We start from the raw sequence: 18,392 nt of genomic DNA, 5'->3' as shown, positions 1-18,392 counted from the left end.
TACCTATCTAACCAAGTAAGCGAAGAAGCGAAAATAGCTTCTCTTCTTAGAGTTGGTCAAAAATAAACCAAAACCGAGTTTAAGTAGGGAGCCTTGACAGTTTCGTTCATATCAGGAGGCTCCCCGGACCGCCCGCGAACCGCACGCGCCTGGAGCGGAGATCAACAGGCCAGGTTTACAGAGCCTTTATATAAATTAATAAAATATTGGAGGGGCAATATGGATGAATTAAATTCAAAACAGCAGATTAGCTCTTATATAATTCATTCCCAAGAAGAAGAGATCAAACGGATTGCCCTAGAACTTCATGAAGGTGTCGGACAAAATCTTTATAGTATATTAACAGGCTTACAGTTTATTGAATCAGGCGCTAAAGAACCACACATGAAACATTATGTTCGCGAAATGTCGGAGTTGATTGAAAAGACCATTCAAGAAATTAGGCTCCTATCTGTTGAATTACATCCGCCTACACTGACAACCCTTGGTTTACTTCCAGCCATGAGGAGTTATATTAACTTATATACATCAACGTTTGGAATCCTGGTAGATTTAGAAACAACGGGTGACGAAAAATGGATACCTGAAAAACATAGTATTACCGTATTTCGTGTCTGCCAGGAGGCACTTGCCAATATTGCCAAGTATGCGGATACTTCCAACATCTCTATTCATTTTAATTGGACGGAGGAAGAATTGACCATTACCATTTATGATTTTGGCAAAGGATTTCAACCAGAGGAATACAATAACCTTAATCCACTATCAGGGCTTGCCGCAATGAAAGAACGAATGCTTCTGACTGGCGGTCAGTGCAAGATTTCCTCTAAAATAGGGGAAGGAACTTCCATAGAAATATCTCTTCCGTTAAACCGGGATTAAAGGAGAGTTAAGAGTGATAAAAATCCTTTTGGTCGATGACCATGCAGTGGTTAGAATGGGACTTAAAATGCTGTTAAACACAAATCCAGAAATGGAGGTAATTGGTGAAGCATCGGAAGGAAATGAAGGAATTAAACAAGCGTTAAAGTTAAAACCTGATGTTGTGGTTATGGATCTAAGCATGCCGCATGGAAAAGACGGTCTATCCGCTACAGTGGAATTGAAAAAGTTAATGCCTCAAGTGAATATCTTAATCCTAACGATGCATGATGATGAGGAGTACCTTTTTCGTGCCATTCAAGGGGGAGCATCTGGCTGTATCTTAAAAAGTGCCCCACATGCTGAATTAATGTCAGCGATCGAATCAGTGGCGGTAGGAGATGCCTATTTACATCCCTCTGCACAGAAGCGATTGATGGAAGAATATTTGAGCAGCGTAAAACAAGACGGGAATGATACGTACAATCTTTTATCTGATCGGGAAAAAGAAGTGCTGACACTTATTGCTAAAGGGTATTCCAATAAGGAAATTGCTGAACAACTAGTCCTTAGTGTTAAAACCGTCGAAACCCATAAAGGTAAGTTGATGGAGAAACTACAGATGAAAACCAGACCTGAGTTGGTGGAATATGCCGTAAGAAAAGGGTTATTGGGTTATGGTATTTAAGGAGAAATTCTTAGATGAAAGAGATTAAGGAATGCCCTGTAGTAATGGAGGTTTGCGACAGTCTATTGACAGTAGTTGATTGCGAATTTGTTGCCTTGGCTCTGCAAAATGAATTGGGCCCGGATGTTAAGTGGCATTATGCTGCTGGTAATTTAAATGACAAATACAAAAGAATAACTGTCCGTTTCGGAAAAGGCATCGCAGGAAAAATAATCTCAAGTGGAAGTCCAATGATGCTCACTGATTTTCCAAACGGAATTATCGGAAAAGTTACGGATCATCCAATTATGCTTGCTGAAAAACTTGTTTCGACATATGCTGTCCCTTTATTTTTTCATAGTGTACCTAAAGGGGTATTACTTATTGGTAATCGGAAAATCAAAGCGTACACAGAAAAGGATCAGCAGTATGTAATGAAAGCTGCTAAAGACTTAGAAAAAATATTGACGGAACAGATACTTTGATAGATTCAGGGAGGAGCTAATGGACAAGGAAATGGACCAGCCTGCAAAATTCGCGAATCTTGAGTTAGAATTAAAAAAGTCAATGCAGGAATTAGTAGATATAAAGTTTGCGCTTGATGAATCTTCAATTGTAGCCATCACCGATTCTCGGGGCGCGATTACATATGTGAATGATCAATTTTGCCATATTTCGAAATACTCCAGAGAGGAACTCCTAGGGCAAGATCATCGAATTATCAACTCCCAGTACCATTCAAAAGAATTTTTTCGGAAAATGTGGAAAACAATCGGTTCCGGTGAGGTTTGGAAGGGGGAAATCTGCAATAGGGCAAAAGATGGGACCCTTTATTGGATGGATACAACGATTGTTCCTTTTTTAAATGAAAAGGGAAAACCGTATCAATACTTAGCGATTCGTTATGAAATTACCGAGCGAAAGCGAGTCGAACGAGAGCTTCAAAAAATGATGACTACTATCATTAATGTTCAAGAAGAGGAACGAAAACGCTTGTCACGTAATTTACACGATGGGATTGGACAAAACCTCTATAGTCATTTGATTACGATTAATCGTCTCTTAGCCGAAATGGACCATCCTCTACTGCAGCAGATGCAAACCGAGGCAACCGAATTGATTGAAGAAATCCGCGAGATCTCATGGGAACTTCGGCCCTCCGTACTTGATGATTTAGGATTAGTGCCAGCTATTCGTTCGTTTCTATCCCGTTACTCTGACCATTACAATATTGATGTCTTTTTTGAATGCGTGTTAAATCGGCGCTTGGACATCAGCATTGAACTAACAATTTACCGGATAATTCAGGAAGCACTCACGAATATACGGAAATATGCAGAAGTTAATGAAGCGACGGTTTCAGTTAGAGAAATAGAGGATGTTATTCGAGTGATGATTGAGGATAAAGGAAAGGGATTTGATGTGAAGAATCAAACCTTTGGTGTTGGTTTGTTTAGTATGGATGAGCGAGCACGTTCGGTGGGCGGAGAGTTATTAATCAGCTCTTCACCTGGGAAGGGGACTAAACTGATTTTAGAAGTACCGAGTTCTATTGTGGAATAGCAAAGAACCAGGCGACGTAATGCGCCTGGTTCTTTCTTTTAAAATTTTGGTTAAACTTCTGTTGATTTCCGTTCCAGGCACTTCGCTTTCCGCGGGCGTGCCGGGGAGCCTCCTCGTCGCTTTGCTCCTGCGGGGTCTCCCCTGCCCCGTACTCCCGCAGGAGTCTTCGTGCCTTCCACTCCAATCAACATTAACCTTTAACACAGCCTAAATTTTAAATGAACTTTTCAGAGAAACAATTCGATTAAATACGAGCTTTTCGACTGTGGTATGTTTAGGGTCGACGTTAAAGTATCCATGTCTAAAGAATTGGAATTTCTCCTGCGGTCTGCTTTCCTTCATGTTAGGCTCGACAAAGCCTTGTAACACCTGAATTGAATTTGGATTAACATTGTCCAAGAATGTCTTTTCTGTACCGCTGTTATCGTCTGTCTCGTCCAAAATCAGTGGTTCATAAAGACGGAATTCAGCAGGAACGGCATGGGCTGCTTCCACCCAATGGATTGTTCCCTTCACTTTTCTACCTGTAAACCCTGTGCCGCTTTTCGTCTCTGGGTCGTAAGTACAGTGCAGTTCAACTACTTTACCGGTTGAATCTTTTATCACTTCTTCACATTTAATGAAATAGGCATTTTTGAGACGGACCTCATTACCGGGGAACAGACGGAAATACTTTTTAGGCGGCTCTTCCATAAAGTCGTCTTGTTCAATATAAATTTCCCGCGAGAATGGAATTTTTCTCGTGCCCATTTCTGGATTCTCAGGATTGATTTCAGCATCTAGCAATTCAATTTGCCCTTCTGGATAATTCGTAATAACAACCTTTAAGGGATCGATGACACCCATTGTTCGTGGTGCTTTTAATTTTAAATCCTCACGGACGAAGTGTTCAAGCATTTGTGAATCAACTGCTCCAGAACCTTTGTGAATGCCAGTTTCTCGGACAAACGAAACAATCGATTCTGGCGTGAATCCTTTTCTTCTCATCCCGGAAATGGTTGGCATACGAGGATCATCCCAGCCATCCACAAATCCTTCATCTACTAATTGCTTCAGCTTCCGTTTACTCATGACCGTATTCGTTACATTTAGGCGGCCAAATTCTATTTGCTGTGGAGTGCTCTCCATTTCACAATGTTCGACAACCCAATTATAGAGGGGACGTTGGTCTTCAAATTCTATCGTACAAATGGAATGGGTTACTCCTTCAATTGCATCCTCAAGCGGATGAGCAAAAGCATACATCGGATATATGCACCATTTGTCACCGGTATTATGATGGGATGCATGGGCAATCCGGTAGATAACAGGGTCACGTAAGTTTATATTCGGTGATGACATATCAATTTTCGCTCGAAGGACCTTTTGGCCGTTTTCATAGACACCTTCCCGCATCTTTTCAAATAACTCAAGGTTCTCTTCAATCGAACGGGTCCGGTAAGGGCTATCCTTTCCAGGTTCCGTTAGTGTCCCACGGTACTGGCGGATTTCGTCAGCTGATAAGTCATCAACATAGGCTAATCCTTTATTAATCAATAGCACCGCACGTTTATACATTTCCTCAAAGTAATTGGAAGCAAATAATAAGTTATCCCATTCAAAGCCTAACCACTTTACATCTTCTTTGATTGAGTTTACATATTCGATATCTTCTTTTAACGGATTGGTATCGTCAAAGCGTAAATTGGTCAGCCCGTTAAACTCGTCGGCTAAGCCGAAGTTGATGACAATCGATTTTGCATGTCCAATATGTAAATAACCGTTAGGCTCTGGCGGGAATCGAGTGACGATTTTATTGTGCTTTCCAGATTCAAGATCTTTAATCATAATATCCTTAATAAAATTAGATGTGTTATTGTCCACCCTTTTCAACCTCTTTCATTCTTAACTCTACATTATAAATAACATAAATACAGATATTTTTCCATTGTTCCCAACAATTCATGTATAAAACACTCGGGAAATGGAAAATTTATTTATTTTTTAAGCATTCTGGAATTGGCAAGTGTGTATGAAAAAGACTACAATAGTTTCTTGAAGTAATATAAAGGAAGGGGAACTACAAATTGATTAACTTTGGAACAGTCGGAACAGGATGGATCACTGAATCCTTTATCAAAGCTGCAGAGCTCAGCGGTCAATTGCAATTAACAAGTGTCTATTCCAGAACAGAGGATAAAGCGAAACAATTAGCCGATACATATAACGCTCCATATTTTTACACTGACATTGAGGAGATGGCAAAGAGTTCAGAAATACAAGCGGTATATATTGCATCACCGAATTCTGTCCATTTTGAACAAACACTTACATTTTTGAAAAATAAGAAACATGTTATCTGTGAAAAACCGATTTTCTCAACGAGTGCGGAATTACATACAGCCTATCAGACAGCTGAGGAAAATGGCGTATATCTGTTTGAAGCGATTCGTAATATCCATACCCCCAATTTTAAAATACTAAAAGACAACCTCCAACGGGCTGGGAAGCTTCGTAGTACCATATTGCCTTATATCCAATATTCCTCTCGCTATGATTTATTTTTAAAAGGGGAGGAGCCCAATATTTTCTCGGCTCAATATTCTGGTGGCGCGCTTGTTGATTTAGGTGTCTATCCGCTCTATTTAGCAGTCGGATTGTTTGGTGCTCCTAAGCAGGTCAACTATCATCCAGTGGTTCTTCGGAGCGGTGTGGATGGAAGTGGAACCTTGGTGTTAACGTATGATGATTTTATTTGTACGATCCTTTGTTCAAAAATTTCTCATTCCGAATTACCGTGTGAAATTCACGGGGAAGGTGGAACATTTTTCCTTGAAGATGCAGCCCCGATTTCAACTATTACCTTCGTGGACAACCGAGGAAAAGAGAGAGAAACCATTAGCGTCACCCAAGAAGAAGAAAATATGGTATATGAATGTGAAAACATTGCTAAGATTATTGAGACGAAAAATGATCAAGAATATTTGCGGTTAAAAAATTGGAGTGAAATCGTACTCCAAATTACCGAAGAAGCTAGGAAACAGAATAAGATCTTATTTGCAGCAGAAAAATAAAACAAGGCCAGGAGGATACGTTCTCCTGGCTTTATTTCATGAGGTTATCTTCCCAAAAAAAGCTTATTTAACATTTTATGAAGGGGTATGTGAATTCTTTATGAATTCAATATTCTCAATGACTTTTATCACATGCCGTGTTTTGTAAGTTCATTATAGTTGAGGGAGTAAGATGGGAGGAAACCTTATGAAATCAAAAGCTTGGTACCAGAAACAGTTGAAACGTAAACCTGTCCAAATTACAAGATATACTGTTCAGGGTTTGTTTTTGTTGTTTTTACTATATGTTGGTCTGCAGTTTTATCAATTCTATTTGCATTTTGAAACACTCGGAAAATCCCCTTTTGTTGACCGTCCCTCTGCTGTTGAAGGTTTTTTGCCAATCAGCGGTTTGGTCGCCTTAAAAGTATGGCTTACAAGTGGCGAATTTGATGTCATTCATCCGGCCGGCCTCGTTTTGCTTGCATTTTTTGTAGGTGCAGGAATTATTTTACGTAAATCATTCTGCAGTTGGATTTGTCCTGTTGGAACAGTTAGTGAGTTGATTGGGTGGCTGGGCAGGAAAATTTTTAAGAGGAATTTTGAAATTCCGCGATGGTCGACCTGGATTTTAACACCAATAAAATACTTATTGATGTTATTTTTTGTTCTTATGGTTGTACAAATGCCCGTGTTTACGGCGAAAAGTTTTCTCGAGGAACCGTATAATAAAGTATCCGATGTAAAAATGCTCCTTTTATTTATCAATCTTGGCGGCTTTGCCTTGAAGTTTATCATTGTCATCTTTATCCTGTCCTTATTCTTTAGAAACTTTTGGTGCCGCTTCTTGTGTCCATATGGTGCACTGATCGGACTAGGCAGTATCTTTAGAATTACAAAGATTGAGAGAAATGAAAATACGTGTACAAACTGCGAAATGTGCACAAAGGTTTGTCCGCAAAGATTAAAGGTACATAAAGTTGAGACAGTAAATTCCCTTAATTGTTCAGCCTGTCTGTCCTGTGTAGAGGCATGTCCCGTGAAAGACACGCTAAACATGACGGTAGCTCGGAAAAAGGTAAATAAATGGTTTGTTCCAGTTACCTTCTTCGTGCTGTTCTTCGTGGTTATTACGATTGCAAAAATAACCGGCCACTGGGATACCATCATTTCCTATGAGGAATGGAAACAGCTTATCCCGGAAGTAGAAAATATAAAATAAAGAAGAGCAGAAGCAAAAAATATAAGATTAATGAACAGTTGTAATATATAAAACTATAAAAACACTGCTATTTGGGTTATCCGCAATAGTGGTGTTTTTCGTTTCGAGTGTTAACACATAGCCCACTTTTCATCATATAAATATAAAAAACTAAAATGGGTGAGTTATGATGGTTGGTAATAGCAGAGAATTAATAACTTGGGTATTGCCATATCTCCCAATGGGAGCAGAGCTGGAATACCGAAATCAACAAGCAATCCTTCAATCTATGGATATCGATGGTGATGGAATCCAGGAAATCTTTGGGGTATACCGTCTTAACCGACAGCCCTATTTATTTGTTCTTAAGCAGTACTTTGGTCAATTTAAATATTATTATCCGCTTCCCTCTGAGGTGAAGCAAGAAGTCATCCGAATGCTGTCCATTTCCAGAGAGTCAAGGGCGGTTTACCTTTTTCCTGTTGTGAGGAAGGAAATTGGCGGAAACAGTTGGGGCTATATGGATACAAAAGGTAAATGGGTTCTTCCGGCAAACTACGATCATGCAGAGGATTTCCAGGAGAATGGTTTGGCCATTGTTGGTTTAATGGACAAATCAGGTGTCATAAATTCTAGCGGTTATTATATCGTGCGGCCGAAATACGATACAATAACCCCTTTTTCTGAAGGCCGGGCCGTTGTCAATGATGCCCAGGGATTCAAGGTAATTAATGAGAATGGCAAGGAAATCACGGAAAAGGCGTATTCTATCATTGTTGGAGAGTATAAAGAGGGACGCGTTCGTGCTGTTGAAATAGATGCGAATGGGGAGTATTTATATGGGTATCTCAATAAAAGAGGGAAAGAAGTAATTCCATTAATTTATAAAACGGCAAGTGATTTTGAACAGGGGAAAGCAATTGTTAAAACTAAGGAAGGTAGGTTTCAACTTATTGATCTTACCGGAAAGGTTTTACAATCGTATCCTTATGCTTACGTCGCTAATTACGGTCAAGGATTGCTTGCATTTCGGAAGAGGAACGACGGGAAGTTGGGTTATATTAATGAACTGGGGAAAACAATCATAGAGCCGCTATTTTCGAATGGAGAGTCATTTAATGAAGGCCGGGCGATTGTCAGTTTGTCAGAGAATAATAGAGAAAACTTTGGCGTTATTGATCGGCAAGGTCATTTTGTAATTAAGCCAAACTTTAATCAAATCTTAGATTTAGGTGAAGGTCGCTTTGCTATAGGAAAGGAGATTGACCCGAAACAGCCTTGTATGCGATCCATCTATGCCTTAGCTGATTCGGATGGTCATATCCTCACAGGATTTCATTTTACAGTGATTACGAAATTTGAGGATGGTCTTGCGTCTGTCACAGATGATCAGCATACTTATTTTATTGATAAACATGGAAGGCGAAAGGAACATCTGCCAATGGTTAGTGGCTCAGGCTGGCTTAGTTTTGAGAAAACACTAATTAAGGGTCATATTGACGACCATCTTATCTATTTTAATCAAATGGGAGAGTTACTCTGGAAGCAAGCCACTATTCTCCCGCTAAATAACCAATATTCGGTGGTGGAGCATAAATATAAACCTAATAAGGATTATTTAGTCTATTATCCACAAATTGCAGGGATGAAAAATCCAGAAAGTGTAAATCGAACTTTAAAGGAGATAGCGGGCGTAAAACCCGTACCAGCACACACTCAACTGGAATCGAACTATACGGGTAATTATGAAATTCCTTATTTTAGGGAAAATTTGCTGGTCATCAACATTGTGGGCTACGACTACCCGTTTTGTGCGGCGCACGGAATGCCGGTGCAAAAATACGCTCATATTAACCTAAAAACTGGGTCGATGTACCAATTGAAAGACCTTTTTAAGCCTGACAGCCCTTATGTAAAAGTAATTAGCAATCTGATTCTTGAACAAATAAAAGGTAATAACCAATACTCATCTTACTTATTTCCTGATGATTACCATGGGATAAAGGCAGATCAACCATTTTTTATCAGTGAGGCTGGTCTGAATATCTACTTTCAACCCTATGAAATTGCAGCATTTGCAGCCGGTTTCCCTACCTTTATCATTCCTTTTGATGACATAAAAGAGCTTATTAATAGGAACAGCGAATTTTGGAAATCGTTTCACTAAGGAAGGCAGGAATTAATCCTGTCTTTTGTTTATGTAAACTAATGAAAAACTACATAGAAATATGAAATAATGGTGGTAAGTGATAAATTATTATCGAAGGAGTGCATGGCTATGAAGATTTATGATATTTCTAGAAAATTAATAAATGGGATGCCTGTTTGGCCAGGGGATACGGCCTTTCATTACGAGGTCGCATGGCCAATGGAGGAAAGTGGATCCGTTAATGTGGGTAAACTTGAATTGAGCACCCATACAGGAACACATGTGGACGCTCCCTTTCATTTTGATAACAAAGGAAAACGAATCATCGAGTTGAACCTCGACCTATACATTGGTCCGGCGAGAGTTATTGATATGCAAGGTAAGGAAAGCATTGGTGCAGCTGATTTAGAAAAGATTAATCTTGATGGATGCAAACGGGTGCTATTCCGAACCCTTTCCTGGGAAAACTCTGATGTTTTCCCTGAAAAGATTCCACATATTGAGCCAAACTTAGCTCCTTTTTTAGGAAGTAAGGGAGTTCAACTGATTGGCTTGGATATCCCATCTGTCGATCCAATTGACAGTAAAGAACTGCCTGCCCATCATAGCTTGAATGAGCATGGTATTCACATCCTAGAGTCACTGATGCTTGATGAAATCGAACCTGGAGATTACGAACTGATTGCCCTTCCATTACCACTATCAGAAGGAGACGGAAGTCCGGTTCGAGCAGTCCTGAGAAAGTAGAAGAATTTGGTGTCAGGCACCAAAAAGCGTGAATCCATTGGACTCACGCTTTTTTATCTTACTAAGGAAAAGTCACTGTTCCTTTGTCTGACTTGTATATTTTTGGCGATAAATTAACCAATAACCTCCAAAGCCAATGATAATAAGTAACCCCACCAAACCTGGAACAACATAACTTTTTAATGTTGGCTGGGCAGGCGCCAATTGTTTTTGAGCCAATTTGGCCTGTTCATTTTCTGTTGCGGTGCTTTTATTGGCTGAAACAATTTTATTATTATCTGAGGTTAACGCAGCCATTTGAGCTGTTTGGCTAACTACTGAATTATTTTGAGGAGAAGAAACTTCTATTCGAGAATCGGCAAAGACAATCGTTCCTACTAGAAAAAACAACAGTGATGTGATAAGAGCAATCTTATTAAACATCATATTCAACTCCGCTATATTGTAATCTTTCTGTTGTTTATTCTATCATCGTTAGTTGCAGGAAATATCACTTTTTCCGCAAAGTTCACAAAGCTTTCGAAATTTAAATCCTCTTAAAATTAACAAAAATTCTTCCCAAACATAGGAATCTCAGTGCACGGGGGGCTATTTCTCATCGGAAATCTTCCAAATCCAAACTTGATATAAATCAATTTCAAATGAAGAGAAGGGTGATAAACTGAAGCATAAACTTATACTCTTAACAAAGGGGAGCGAGAATTATGTTTGAAATCGTTGATAAGAAAGCAGTAATGGATATTCGGGAACGTATTGCAAAGGGCGAACATCCACGCCGCGAAATATTGAATTTTGTTAGAGAAGCACCAGTCGGTACCATTTTTGAAATTCACTTGCCACATCGAGGGGAGCCTCTAATCGCCAGTTTACAATCGTTAGGCATGAATGTAATTGTTAATGAAGTAGAGCCTATGCATTTTAGACTAATGGCCATCAAGCTTGATGAAATTAACTAATACCTGATACTTGTTTTAGTTGATCCAACTCTAGAATCTGTATTTGTCGGCGCCCGTCCATGCTAATAAGTTTCTGCGACATGAACGAAACCAGCTTCCGGCTTACCGATTCTGGGGTTGTTCCAATATAGCTGGCTAAATCCTTTTTAGTAATTGGCAAGGTAAAAGTTCCATTTTTTGCATTCATTTTATCATGGAATAGAATGAGTGCTCTTGCCAGGCGTTGTTCTACTTCCATAAAACTTAGAAAACCAACTGACTCATCAGATTCGAATAGCCGGTCGTTGACAGTTAGTAAGAACCGGTAGGATAACCCTGCGTTCCCTTCCATCGTGTTAAGAAAATCCTTTTTCTCGATATAACAAATAACCGTTGAGGTCCCCACGGTTTCTGCATTCAAATAATGATTTTCATTTCTTAATAATGAAAATAAGCCGAAGAAATCCCCTGGGAACAGCAATCTGATAATTTGTTCTTTCCCCTCTGGGGACATTTTTGTTAACTTGATCAGTCCTTCATTCACCACGAATAATGTCTCCGAACGTTCGCCATCTCGAAAAATATATTCTCCCTTACTAAAACGTTTGCTTCTGGTTACCTTTTGTAGCTGTTGAAGATCCTCTTCATTCATCCCTTTAAAAACTGGTACGGATGTAATGCATGATGATTCATGAGAGCAGCAATGGTCACAGCACATTCTTAAGTCACTCCTCCGCAGTTCTTATAACTTTATAGTATCTTCTTTGAACCTTCTTTGTAGTGATTTACATCAATTCTGTTTTTCTTGATATAAATCAATGTTAACTAGAACGATTCGCATTACAATCAAAGTATAACAAGCAGTGAAGGGGTGCTATTTAAGTGAGTATCATGGAATTAGCATTAAATGAAGTTGCCTGCTCAGGATGTATCGGAAAAATTAAAAGAGAAATGCAAAGAACATATGGAATTGAAAAAGTTAAAATCCTAACAGGTAGTGGGAAGATTCAAATAAACTTTAATGAAAGCTTTATACACTCCGAGGAAATAAATCGGAATCTTTATAAAATGGCATTGCGAATATTTGATTAATGGCTGCTCATAGTGGGCAGTTTTTTTTTTGAACATTACATCTTTATTAAGAACATAAAGTTCGTTATAATGTTGTATGTGTTACGACTGAACTCGAATAAGCGACGGTAATAATTTTCTCTTCCAGGTTAAATAATAAACAAAAATGGGAGGGATTTTTTTGGAGCATAATCAGGATAGTAAGTTTGAAGAAACTTTTCTTCCAATGACCTCGGTTGGCAATGGCGTGGGGATGGCTGTTTTACCCGATGTATATTGTTATACCGACAAAATCGTGAACCTCGTACTTGTTGGAGATCCGAATAAATCGGGGGAATTTGTGCTCATTGATACAGGTATGCCTAAGTCCGCAGAAAAAATAATGGAAATGATACAAGAACATTTTGGTGAGCGGGCCATTCCAAAAGCGATCGTTTTAACACATGGACATTTTGATCATGTCGGATCAGTGGCTGAATTGTTGGAAGAGTGGAAGATTCCGGTTTATGCTCATGAACTAGAACTTCCCTTTTTAACTGGCCAATGTGACTACCCACCTGGTGACCCAAATGTTGATAGTGGACTTGTTGCAAAATTGTCACCGATGTTCCCAAACCATGGAATTAATATAAGTGACTATGTTCATGTCCTACCTGCCGATGGGACTATTCCAAATATGCCAAATTGGAAATGGGTACATACACCAGGTCATACACCAGGACATATCAGTTTATTCCGTGAACATGATCGGGTGCTCATTGCCGGTGATGCGTTTGTGACCGTAAAACAAGAATCACTCTATAAAGTAATGACGCAAACACAGGAGATTAGCGGGCCGCCTAAATATTACACAACTGACTGGGAAGCGGCATTTGAATCCGTGAAGAAGCTAGAGGCACTCAAGCCTCAAGTAGTGGTGACCGGTCATGGGCTTCCAATGGGCGGTGAAGAACTAGCAGAAAGCCTTTGGTATTTAGTGGAGCATTTTGATGAGATTGGCCGTCCTAAGAGTGGAAGATATGTGAATTAAATATCCTGAAAAAACTTGAGCTGCCAACGCATGCAGCTCTTTTATTTGAGCATAATGTTCTCCTTTGAGAACGAATGAAAGAATTCATAGATTTCAGCATAGATACTACAAAAATAATGGAAACTAATCGAACAATTTATGAGGTGGTAATAATGAAACTCTGTATTTTCCTGCTAATTGCGGGTCTATTGGATGCTGTTCTGACACATGTTGGGATTGCCTCAGGTATCGTTTCTGAAGGGAACCCGATGATGAAACTGGTCATTGAAAAAAGCTGGTCTTATTTCTACATTATTAAAATCTTTTTGCCCCTAACCTTGCTTGGGTTGTTTTACCTGCGCCCATTAAAAGGCTGGATTCGGACGCTCTTGGTTTCTACTTGCGTTCTTTACTTCTCAGTACTGATTTATCATATGGTTTGGGTTGCCCTTTATTTTAATTCTGTATCATGACTCTACACTATTCCTAACTAGACACTCCGAGATTATTACGTTAGTATCAATACGATATGTAAAGACAAATAATAAGAAAAATGATTTTATATAAAGGAGTACACTATGTTAAATAATTTAAAACCATACTTGCAGGCAGCATGGGAAAAGTCAGGATTTCAACAGCCGACTTCCATTCAAGAAGCGGCCATTCCGATGATTCTCGAAGGCAAGGATTTAATTGCCGAGTCACCGACCGGTACTGGTAAGACGCTTGCTTATCTTCTGCCATTATTACATAAAATGGACCCTAGTCTACAATCCCTCCAAGCTATTGTATTAGCTTCTTCACAAGAGTTGGTGATGCAGGTTTATCAAGAATTTCAAAAGTGGTCTGAAGGCAGTGGAATCAGAGGCACTTCCATCATTGGCGGAGCCAATATGAAACGGCAGCTTGAGAAATTAAAGAAACGCCCTCATATCATATTTGCTACACCTGGCCGTTTACTAGAACTAATCAAACAGAAAAAAGTGAAAATGCATGAAGTAAAAATAATCGTTCTCGATGAAGGAGATCAATTACTCATTCACGAACATCTTAGTACTGTTCAAAATATTGTGAGATCAACTATGAGCGACCGCCAAGTGGTCTTGTTTTCAGCAACAATGAAACCGGCGACAGAGAAATTAGCCAAAGAAATGACGAAGGACCCAGAAGTTCTTCGCATTGAAAAGGATGAACTTGCGTCTTCTGGGGAAGTGGAGCATATTTATTTTTCCTGTGAGCCAAGAGACAAGATTAAGCTTCTTGAAAAAATCACACGTTTAGAAAATAGTAAATCGCTTGCTTTTATTAATGATATTGGCGAAATTGAAGTATTTAAAGAAAAATTACATTTTAAAGAGCTATCCATTGGAATCTTGCATAGCGACATGAAGAAGCTCGAACGACAAGCTGCATTAAAGTCTTTCCGTGATGGAAAAATGAGCATGTTGATTGCAACGGATGTAGCGGCAAGAGGACTTGATATCCAAGGAGTTACTCACGTGGTTAATATCGATTCTCCAAAGGATATCTCACAGTATGTGCACCGAGCGGGACGAACAGGCAGAATGGGTGCGAATGGGATTGTTATCTCGCTTGTTACCGAGAGGGAAGAACGAGAATTGAAACAGTATTGCCGTGAATTAAAGGTCCCGGTTAATAAGAGAGTTTTTTACAAAGGACTTATCGCTGAAGAGGGACAAAGGGAACACAAACTAAGAAGATGATAGTCGGCAATGACAGTGGAGTAAAATCCACTGTCATTTTTTTATAAGAAAGGACTTTCAATTCTATTGCTTGAATAGTTAAGAAGAAGAAACGGAGGAGAACAACCCATGGAAAATCCGAAATTAAAAAAAATGGCTGAAGAGTGGCTTGAAGAAGCAACTATCACACAGATCCAAGAAAAATTTGCGCAAGGGGAGCTTACATCGAAAGAGCTTGTCTTGATGTATCTAGATAGAATCGCTAAGTATGACAAACATTTGCATTCCATCCTTGAAGTGAATCCTGATGCATTGCAGATAGCTGAAGCGCTCGATAGCGAACGAAACGAAAAAGGACCTCGCAGTCCATTGCATGGAATTCCGATCTTACTAAAAGATAACATTGATACTCACGATAAAATGCATACAAGCGCGGGGTCTCTTGCCTTAAAAGATTCAATTGCCCTCCATGATTCATTTGTGACAGAACAATTACGCAGAGCTGGAGCAGTCATTCTTGGTAAGACAAATATGACTGAATGGGCAAATTTCATGGCAATCGGGATGAAAAGCGGGTATAGTTCACGAGGCGGACAGGTTTTAAATCCATATGGACCAAGCAAGTTTGATGTAGGTGGTTCTAGCTCAGGTTCAGGAGCAGCCGTTGCCGCTAACTTTGCCACAGTAGCGGTTGGAACGGAAACATCTGGATCCATCTTAAATCCTGCTTGTCAAAATTCCTTGGTAGGAATCAAGCCGACAGTGGGTCTTATCAGCAGACGAGGGATTATTCCAATTGCACACTCCCAGGACACAGCTGGTCCAATGGCTAGAACAGTGGAAGATGCTGCAATTCTTCTAACGGCACTATGTGGAAGCGATAAGAAAGATCCCATTACCACAACAAATCCATTTGCTCAAAAAGACTTTTCCAAACATCTATTGACGCATGGACTAAGCGGGAAAAGAATAGGCATAGCCCTAGAAGGCTTTATTGAGTTATTAAGTGAAGAAAAACAAAAGGTGATTCTTGCAGCGGTTGATAAATTAAAAACCACTGGTGCTATCGTGATTGATAACATTGAAATTCCATCTGCCAAAGCCGCTTGGAAGTATGATGTTTTAACCTATGAATTTAAACCAGATCTTAATGCGTATTTAAACAGCCTCCATCCATTGATACCTATTAGAAATATAACAGACCTTATTGATTTTAATAAGAACAATGAGGAGAAAATGCTCAAATACGGTCAGGCAGTCCTGATCGAGTCTGAAGAAACAAGCGGCTCGTTAACAGAAGCTGCTTATGTTAACGCATTGGAGTTTGACCTTTATCATTCGAAAAACCAGGGAATTGATTTTGCCTTAGAAACATCCAACCTTGATGTGATTGTTTTCCCAAGTGAAGAAGGCTCTCATATTAGTGCAAAAGCGGGTTATCCATCCATTGCTGTTCCAGCTGGTTATACAGCAGAAGGGGAGCCAGTCGGGATTACATTTGCAGGAACGGCCTACAGTGAGCCTCTTTTAATCGAAGTCGCTTATGCATTTGAACAAATGGCTAAATTTAGAAAAGCGCCGATCCTTGAAAAAGAATAAGACTATTTAGTTTCACTCATACTATCAATGTATTTCTCAAAAAGGAGCTGGTAGTATGGGAAGACAGAAGCTAGGTAATCAAAATGCACAACGAAATAATAATCGCAAAAAGCAAATGAGAGATAGTGAAGAGCTGGTTGAATTCACAACTGGTGAAGAAGTAAAACACAATCGTCCAAATAGTAAGTAATAAACGGCGCCTCCTTCACATGAGAAGAGAGGCGCTTTTTTGTTTGATAAGAAAGTGTAAGTTTTTGAACTTAGATTAAGATCTAGCTCCAGGTCATACGCCACTGTACAGGGGCTTGTGCTTTCTTAGATAAACTCACTCTTCAGCAAGTAATTTTAGTGCTTTTTTCGCAGGTCCCTCGATCACGTCGCCTGAATATGCATACCGTGAACCGTGACAAGGACAATCCCATGTTTTTTCCGCATGGTTCCATTCACATTCACAGCCAAGATGGGTGCAGGTAGTATCAACAATATAAAGTTTACCTTTTTCGTCCTTATAGGCACCCGCTCTTTTTCCGTTATACATCACAACAGAACCTTCGCCATCCGACAGATCGTCCGGATCTCCTGGAACAATTTCAAGCTTGCCCTTAATTAGATGTTTGGCAACGTCGATATTAGTGGTGGCAATACTTTTTAAATCCGGGTCAGCATGGAATCGGGACGGTGAATAAAGCTCTTTGTACGGATTCTCGTTGTTTAACACATAATCAGCTAATAAACGGCCAGCCATGGTTCCTGTTGTCATCCCCCATTTTTTAAAACCAGTTGCCACTAAAATATGCTCACGCTCAGAAGTTATCGGACCAATATATGGAAGCTTGTCCAATGTAACTAAATCCTGTGCAGACCAGCGGTAATCATATTCCTTAATTCCAAAAACCTCTTCTGCAAATGCTTCAAGATTTTCAAAATGAGCAATCGTATCAATACCTTGGCCGGTTTTATGGTTTTCACCGCCAATAATAATGAGGTTTTCTCCATTAACTGGTGTATACCGAATCGAACGGGTTGGACTGTCCGCGCTAATATACATGCCGCCAGGATATTCTTTGTCGGTTTTAATTCCAATCGCATAAGACCGGTCGGCATACATTCGTGCAAAATAAAGACCTGGCAAATCGTAAAATGGGAAATGAGAGGCAATAATCACTTTAATGCAATTTACCCTGAAACCAGATTTGGTAACAACCCTTGACTGTTGTTCATCATCTTCAATGTCAGTAGCGGTTGTATTTTCAAACACCATACATCCGGCTTTCACGGCTTCATCCAAGAGGACTTTTAAATATTTTAGCGGATGAAACTGGGCCTGATTTTGCATCATCAAGGCTGCTTTTACTTCGATATTGAATGGAATCGTATCTTTTAATGCTCCATCAATACCAAGGCGTCTATATGCTTCCCACTCCGTGACCAGCTTTTCTTTATATTCATCGGTGACTGCATAAATATAAGCATCTTGTTTGCTAAAATCACAATCAATTCCTTTTTCGTTTACATTATTTTCAACAAATTTTATAGCGTTCATATGTGATTCGAAATATAGCCTGGCCTTTTCTTCTCCGAAATGGTTAATAAATTCGTCATAAATTAAATCATGTTGGGCGGTAATCTTTGCAGTTGTATGACCAGTTGTACCATTCAAAACACTGCCGGCCTCTAATAATGCGACCTTGACGCCTTCCTTTGCAAGTAAATAAGCAGCTGTAATCCCTGTAATCCCCGCTCCAACAATGGCCACATCGGCAGATATATCTTCAGTTAAATTCTTAAAAGTTGGTAATTCTATTTCACGCCAATACGTTTTTGGGAATTGTGGAATTTTTTCAGATGAACTCAT

At 39.5% G+C, this 18,392-nt stretch carries 20 protein-coding genes; 15 read left to right on the top strand and 5 right to left on the bottom strand.

Annotated features, from left to right (window positions below; all coding sequences use genetic code 11):
• Positions 1 to 219: 219 nt before the first annotated feature.
• The 4 genes from ACE198_RS25910 to ACE198_RS25895 are packed head-to-tail and all read left to right on the top strand — an operon-like array spanning position 220 to position 3,091.
• A complete protein-coding gene (locus tag ACE198_RS25910) occupies positions 220 to 882 on the top strand; it encodes a sensor histidine kinase (protein ID WP_375377549.1) in 663 nt (220 codons plus the stop codon).
• 13 nt (positions 883 to 895) lie between these two features.
• Positions 896 to 1,549, top strand: coding sequence for a response regulator (locus ACE198_RS25905; protein WP_375377548.1), 654 nt, complete (start codon positions 896 to 898; stop codon positions 1,547 to 1,549).
• A 14-nt stretch (positions 1,550 to 1,563) separates the two neighbouring features.
• Positions 1,564 to 2,013 carry a GAF domain-containing protein gene (locus ACE198_RS25900; protein WP_375377547.1) on the top strand — a complete coding sequence of 150 codons (450 nt, stop codon included), beginning with the start codon at positions 1,564 to 1,566 and terminating at the stop codon, positions 2,011 to 2,013.
• 19 nt (positions 2,014 to 2,032) lie between these two features.
• A complete protein-coding gene (locus ACE198_RS25895) occupies positions 2,033 to 3,091 on the top strand; it encodes a PAS domain-containing sensor histidine kinase (RefSeq protein ID WP_375377546.1) in 1,059 nt (352 codons plus the stop codon).
• Between the two features lie 50 nt (positions 3,092 to 3,141).
• On the opposite strand, the gene ACE198_RS25890 is transcribed toward ACE198_RS25895, so the two are convergent.
• Positions 3,142 to 3,282 carry a hypothetical protein gene (locus ACE198_RS25890; RefSeq protein ID WP_375377545.1) on the bottom strand — a complete coding sequence of 47 codons (141 nt, stop codon included), beginning with the start codon at positions 3,280 to 3,282 and terminating at the stop codon, positions 3,142 to 3,144.
• Between the two features lie 16 nt (positions 3,283 to 3,298).
• Positions 3,299 to 4,954 (bottom strand): glutamine--tRNA ligase/YqeY domain fusion protein, encoded by a 1,656-nt coding sequence (locus ACE198_RS25885; RefSeq protein ID WP_375377544.1) that lies wholly within the window; start codon positions 4,952 to 4,954, stop codon positions 3,299 to 3,301.
• Positions 4,955 to 5,157: 203 nt separating this feature from the next.
• Here ACE198_RS25885 and ACE198_RS25880 point away from each other — a divergent pair, with 203 nt between their 5' ends.
• The 4 genes from ACE198_RS25880 (at position 5,158) to kynB (ending at position 10,220) form a co-directional block, all read left to right on the top strand.
• A complete protein-coding gene (locus ACE198_RS25880) occupies positions 5,158 to 6,144 on the top strand; it encodes a Gfo/Idh/MocA family protein (protein WP_375377543.1) in 987 nt (328 codons plus the stop codon).
• A gap of 187 nt (positions 6,145 to 6,331) precedes the next feature.
• Complete coding sequence (locus tag ACE198_RS25875) at positions 6,332 to 7,345, top strand: 4Fe-4S binding protein (RefSeq protein WP_375377542.1); 1,014 nt, start codon at positions 6,332 to 6,334, stop codon at positions 7,343 to 7,345.
• Positions 7,346 to 7,511: 166 nt separating this feature from the next.
• Complete coding sequence (locus ACE198_RS25870) at positions 7,512 to 9,491, top strand: WG repeat-containing protein (RefSeq protein WP_375377541.1); 1,980 nt, start codon at positions 7,512 to 7,514, stop codon at positions 9,489 to 9,491.
• Between the two features lie 111 nt (positions 9,492 to 9,602).
• The gene (gene kynB, locus ACE198_RS25865; RefSeq protein ID WP_098575727.1) at positions 9,603 to 10,220 is read left to right on the top strand and encodes an arylformamidase; all 618 of its coding nucleotides are present in this window, start codon (positions 9,603 to 9,605) and stop codon (positions 10,218 to 10,220) included.
• Positions 10,221 to 10,292: 72 nt separating this feature from the next.
• Here the strand turns inward: kynB and ACE198_RS25860 are convergent, their stop codons facing one another.
• On the bottom strand, positions 10,293 to 10,643 hold the full coding sequence (locus tag ACE198_RS25860) for a hypothetical protein (RefSeq protein ID WP_375377540.1): 351 nt from the start codon (positions 10,641 to 10,643) through the stop codon (positions 10,293 to 10,295).
• A 281-nt stretch (positions 10,644 to 10,924) separates the two neighbouring features.
• On the opposite strand from ACE198_RS25860, the gene ACE198_RS25855 reads away from it, so the two are divergent.
• Positions 10,925 to 11,176: an amino acid decarboxylase gene (locus tag ACE198_RS25855; RefSeq protein ID WP_098575725.1), complete on the top strand. Its 252-nt coding sequence runs from the start codon at positions 10,925 to 10,927 to the stop codon at positions 11,174 to 11,176.
• On the opposite strand, the gene ACE198_RS25850 is transcribed toward ACE198_RS25855, so the two are convergent.
• Positions 11,169 to 11,873 carry a Crp/Fnr family transcriptional regulator gene (locus ACE198_RS25850; protein ID WP_098575724.1) on the bottom strand — a complete coding sequence of 235 codons (705 nt, stop codon included), beginning with the start codon at positions 11,871 to 11,873 and terminating at the stop codon, positions 11,169 to 11,171. The genes ACE198_RS25855 and ACE198_RS25850 overlap by 8 nt on opposite strands.
• Before the next feature lie 164 nt (positions 11,874 to 12,037).
• Here ACE198_RS25850 and ACE198_RS25845 point away from each other — a divergent pair, with 164 nt between their 5' ends.
• From ACE198_RS25845 to ACE198_RS25820, 6 genes are all read left to right on the top strand, one after another.
• Entirely contained in the window at positions 12,038 to 12,247 is a 210-nt protein-coding gene (locus tag ACE198_RS25845) for a hypothetical protein (protein WP_098575723.1), read from the top strand.
• Positions 12,248 to 12,407: 160 nt separating this feature from the next.
• Complete coding sequence (locus ACE198_RS25840) at positions 12,408 to 13,256, top strand: MBL fold metallo-hydrolase (protein WP_375377539.1); 849 nt, start codon at positions 12,408 to 12,410, stop codon at positions 13,254 to 13,256.
• A gap of 152 nt (positions 13,257 to 13,408) precedes the next feature.
• Positions 13,409 to 13,708: a DUF5658 family protein gene (locus ACE198_RS25835; RefSeq protein WP_375377538.1), complete on the top strand. Its 300-nt coding sequence runs from the start codon at positions 13,409 to 13,411 to the stop codon at positions 13,706 to 13,708.
• A 105-nt stretch (positions 13,709 to 13,813) separates the two neighbouring features.
• Complete coding sequence (locus tag ACE198_RS25830; protein WP_375377537.1) at positions 13,814 to 14,959, top strand: DEAD/DEAH box helicase; 1,146 nt, start codon at positions 13,814 to 13,816, stop codon at positions 14,957 to 14,959.
• Between the two features lie 108 nt (positions 14,960 to 15,067).
• The gene (locus ACE198_RS25825; protein WP_375377536.1) at positions 15,068 to 16,537 is read left to right on the top strand and encodes an amidase family protein; all 1,470 of its coding nucleotides are present in this window, start codon (positions 15,068 to 15,070) and stop codon (positions 16,535 to 16,537) included.
• A gap of 55 nt (positions 16,538 to 16,592) precedes the next feature.
• On the top strand, positions 16,593 to 16,727 hold the full coding sequence (locus tag ACE198_RS25820) for a hypothetical protein (protein ID WP_257148580.1): 135 nt from the start codon (positions 16,593 to 16,595) through the stop codon (positions 16,725 to 16,727).
• Positions 16,728 to 16,862: 135 nt separating this feature from the next.
• Here the strand turns inward: ACE198_RS25820 and ACE198_RS25815 are convergent, their stop codons facing one another.
• Positions 16,863 to 18,392, bottom strand: a complete 1,530-nt coding sequence (locus ACE198_RS25815) for an FAD-dependent oxidoreductase (protein WP_375377535.1) — start codon at positions 18,390 to 18,392, stop codon at positions 16,863 to 16,865.

This window comes from Neobacillus sp. KR4-4 (assembly GCF_042136325.1).
GTDB lineage: Bacteria > Bacillota > Bacilli > Bacillales > Cytobacillaceae > Neobacillus.
Note: the sequence above shows the minus strand (reverse complement) of the source record. Positions and strands in the feature narration are given on the sequence as shown.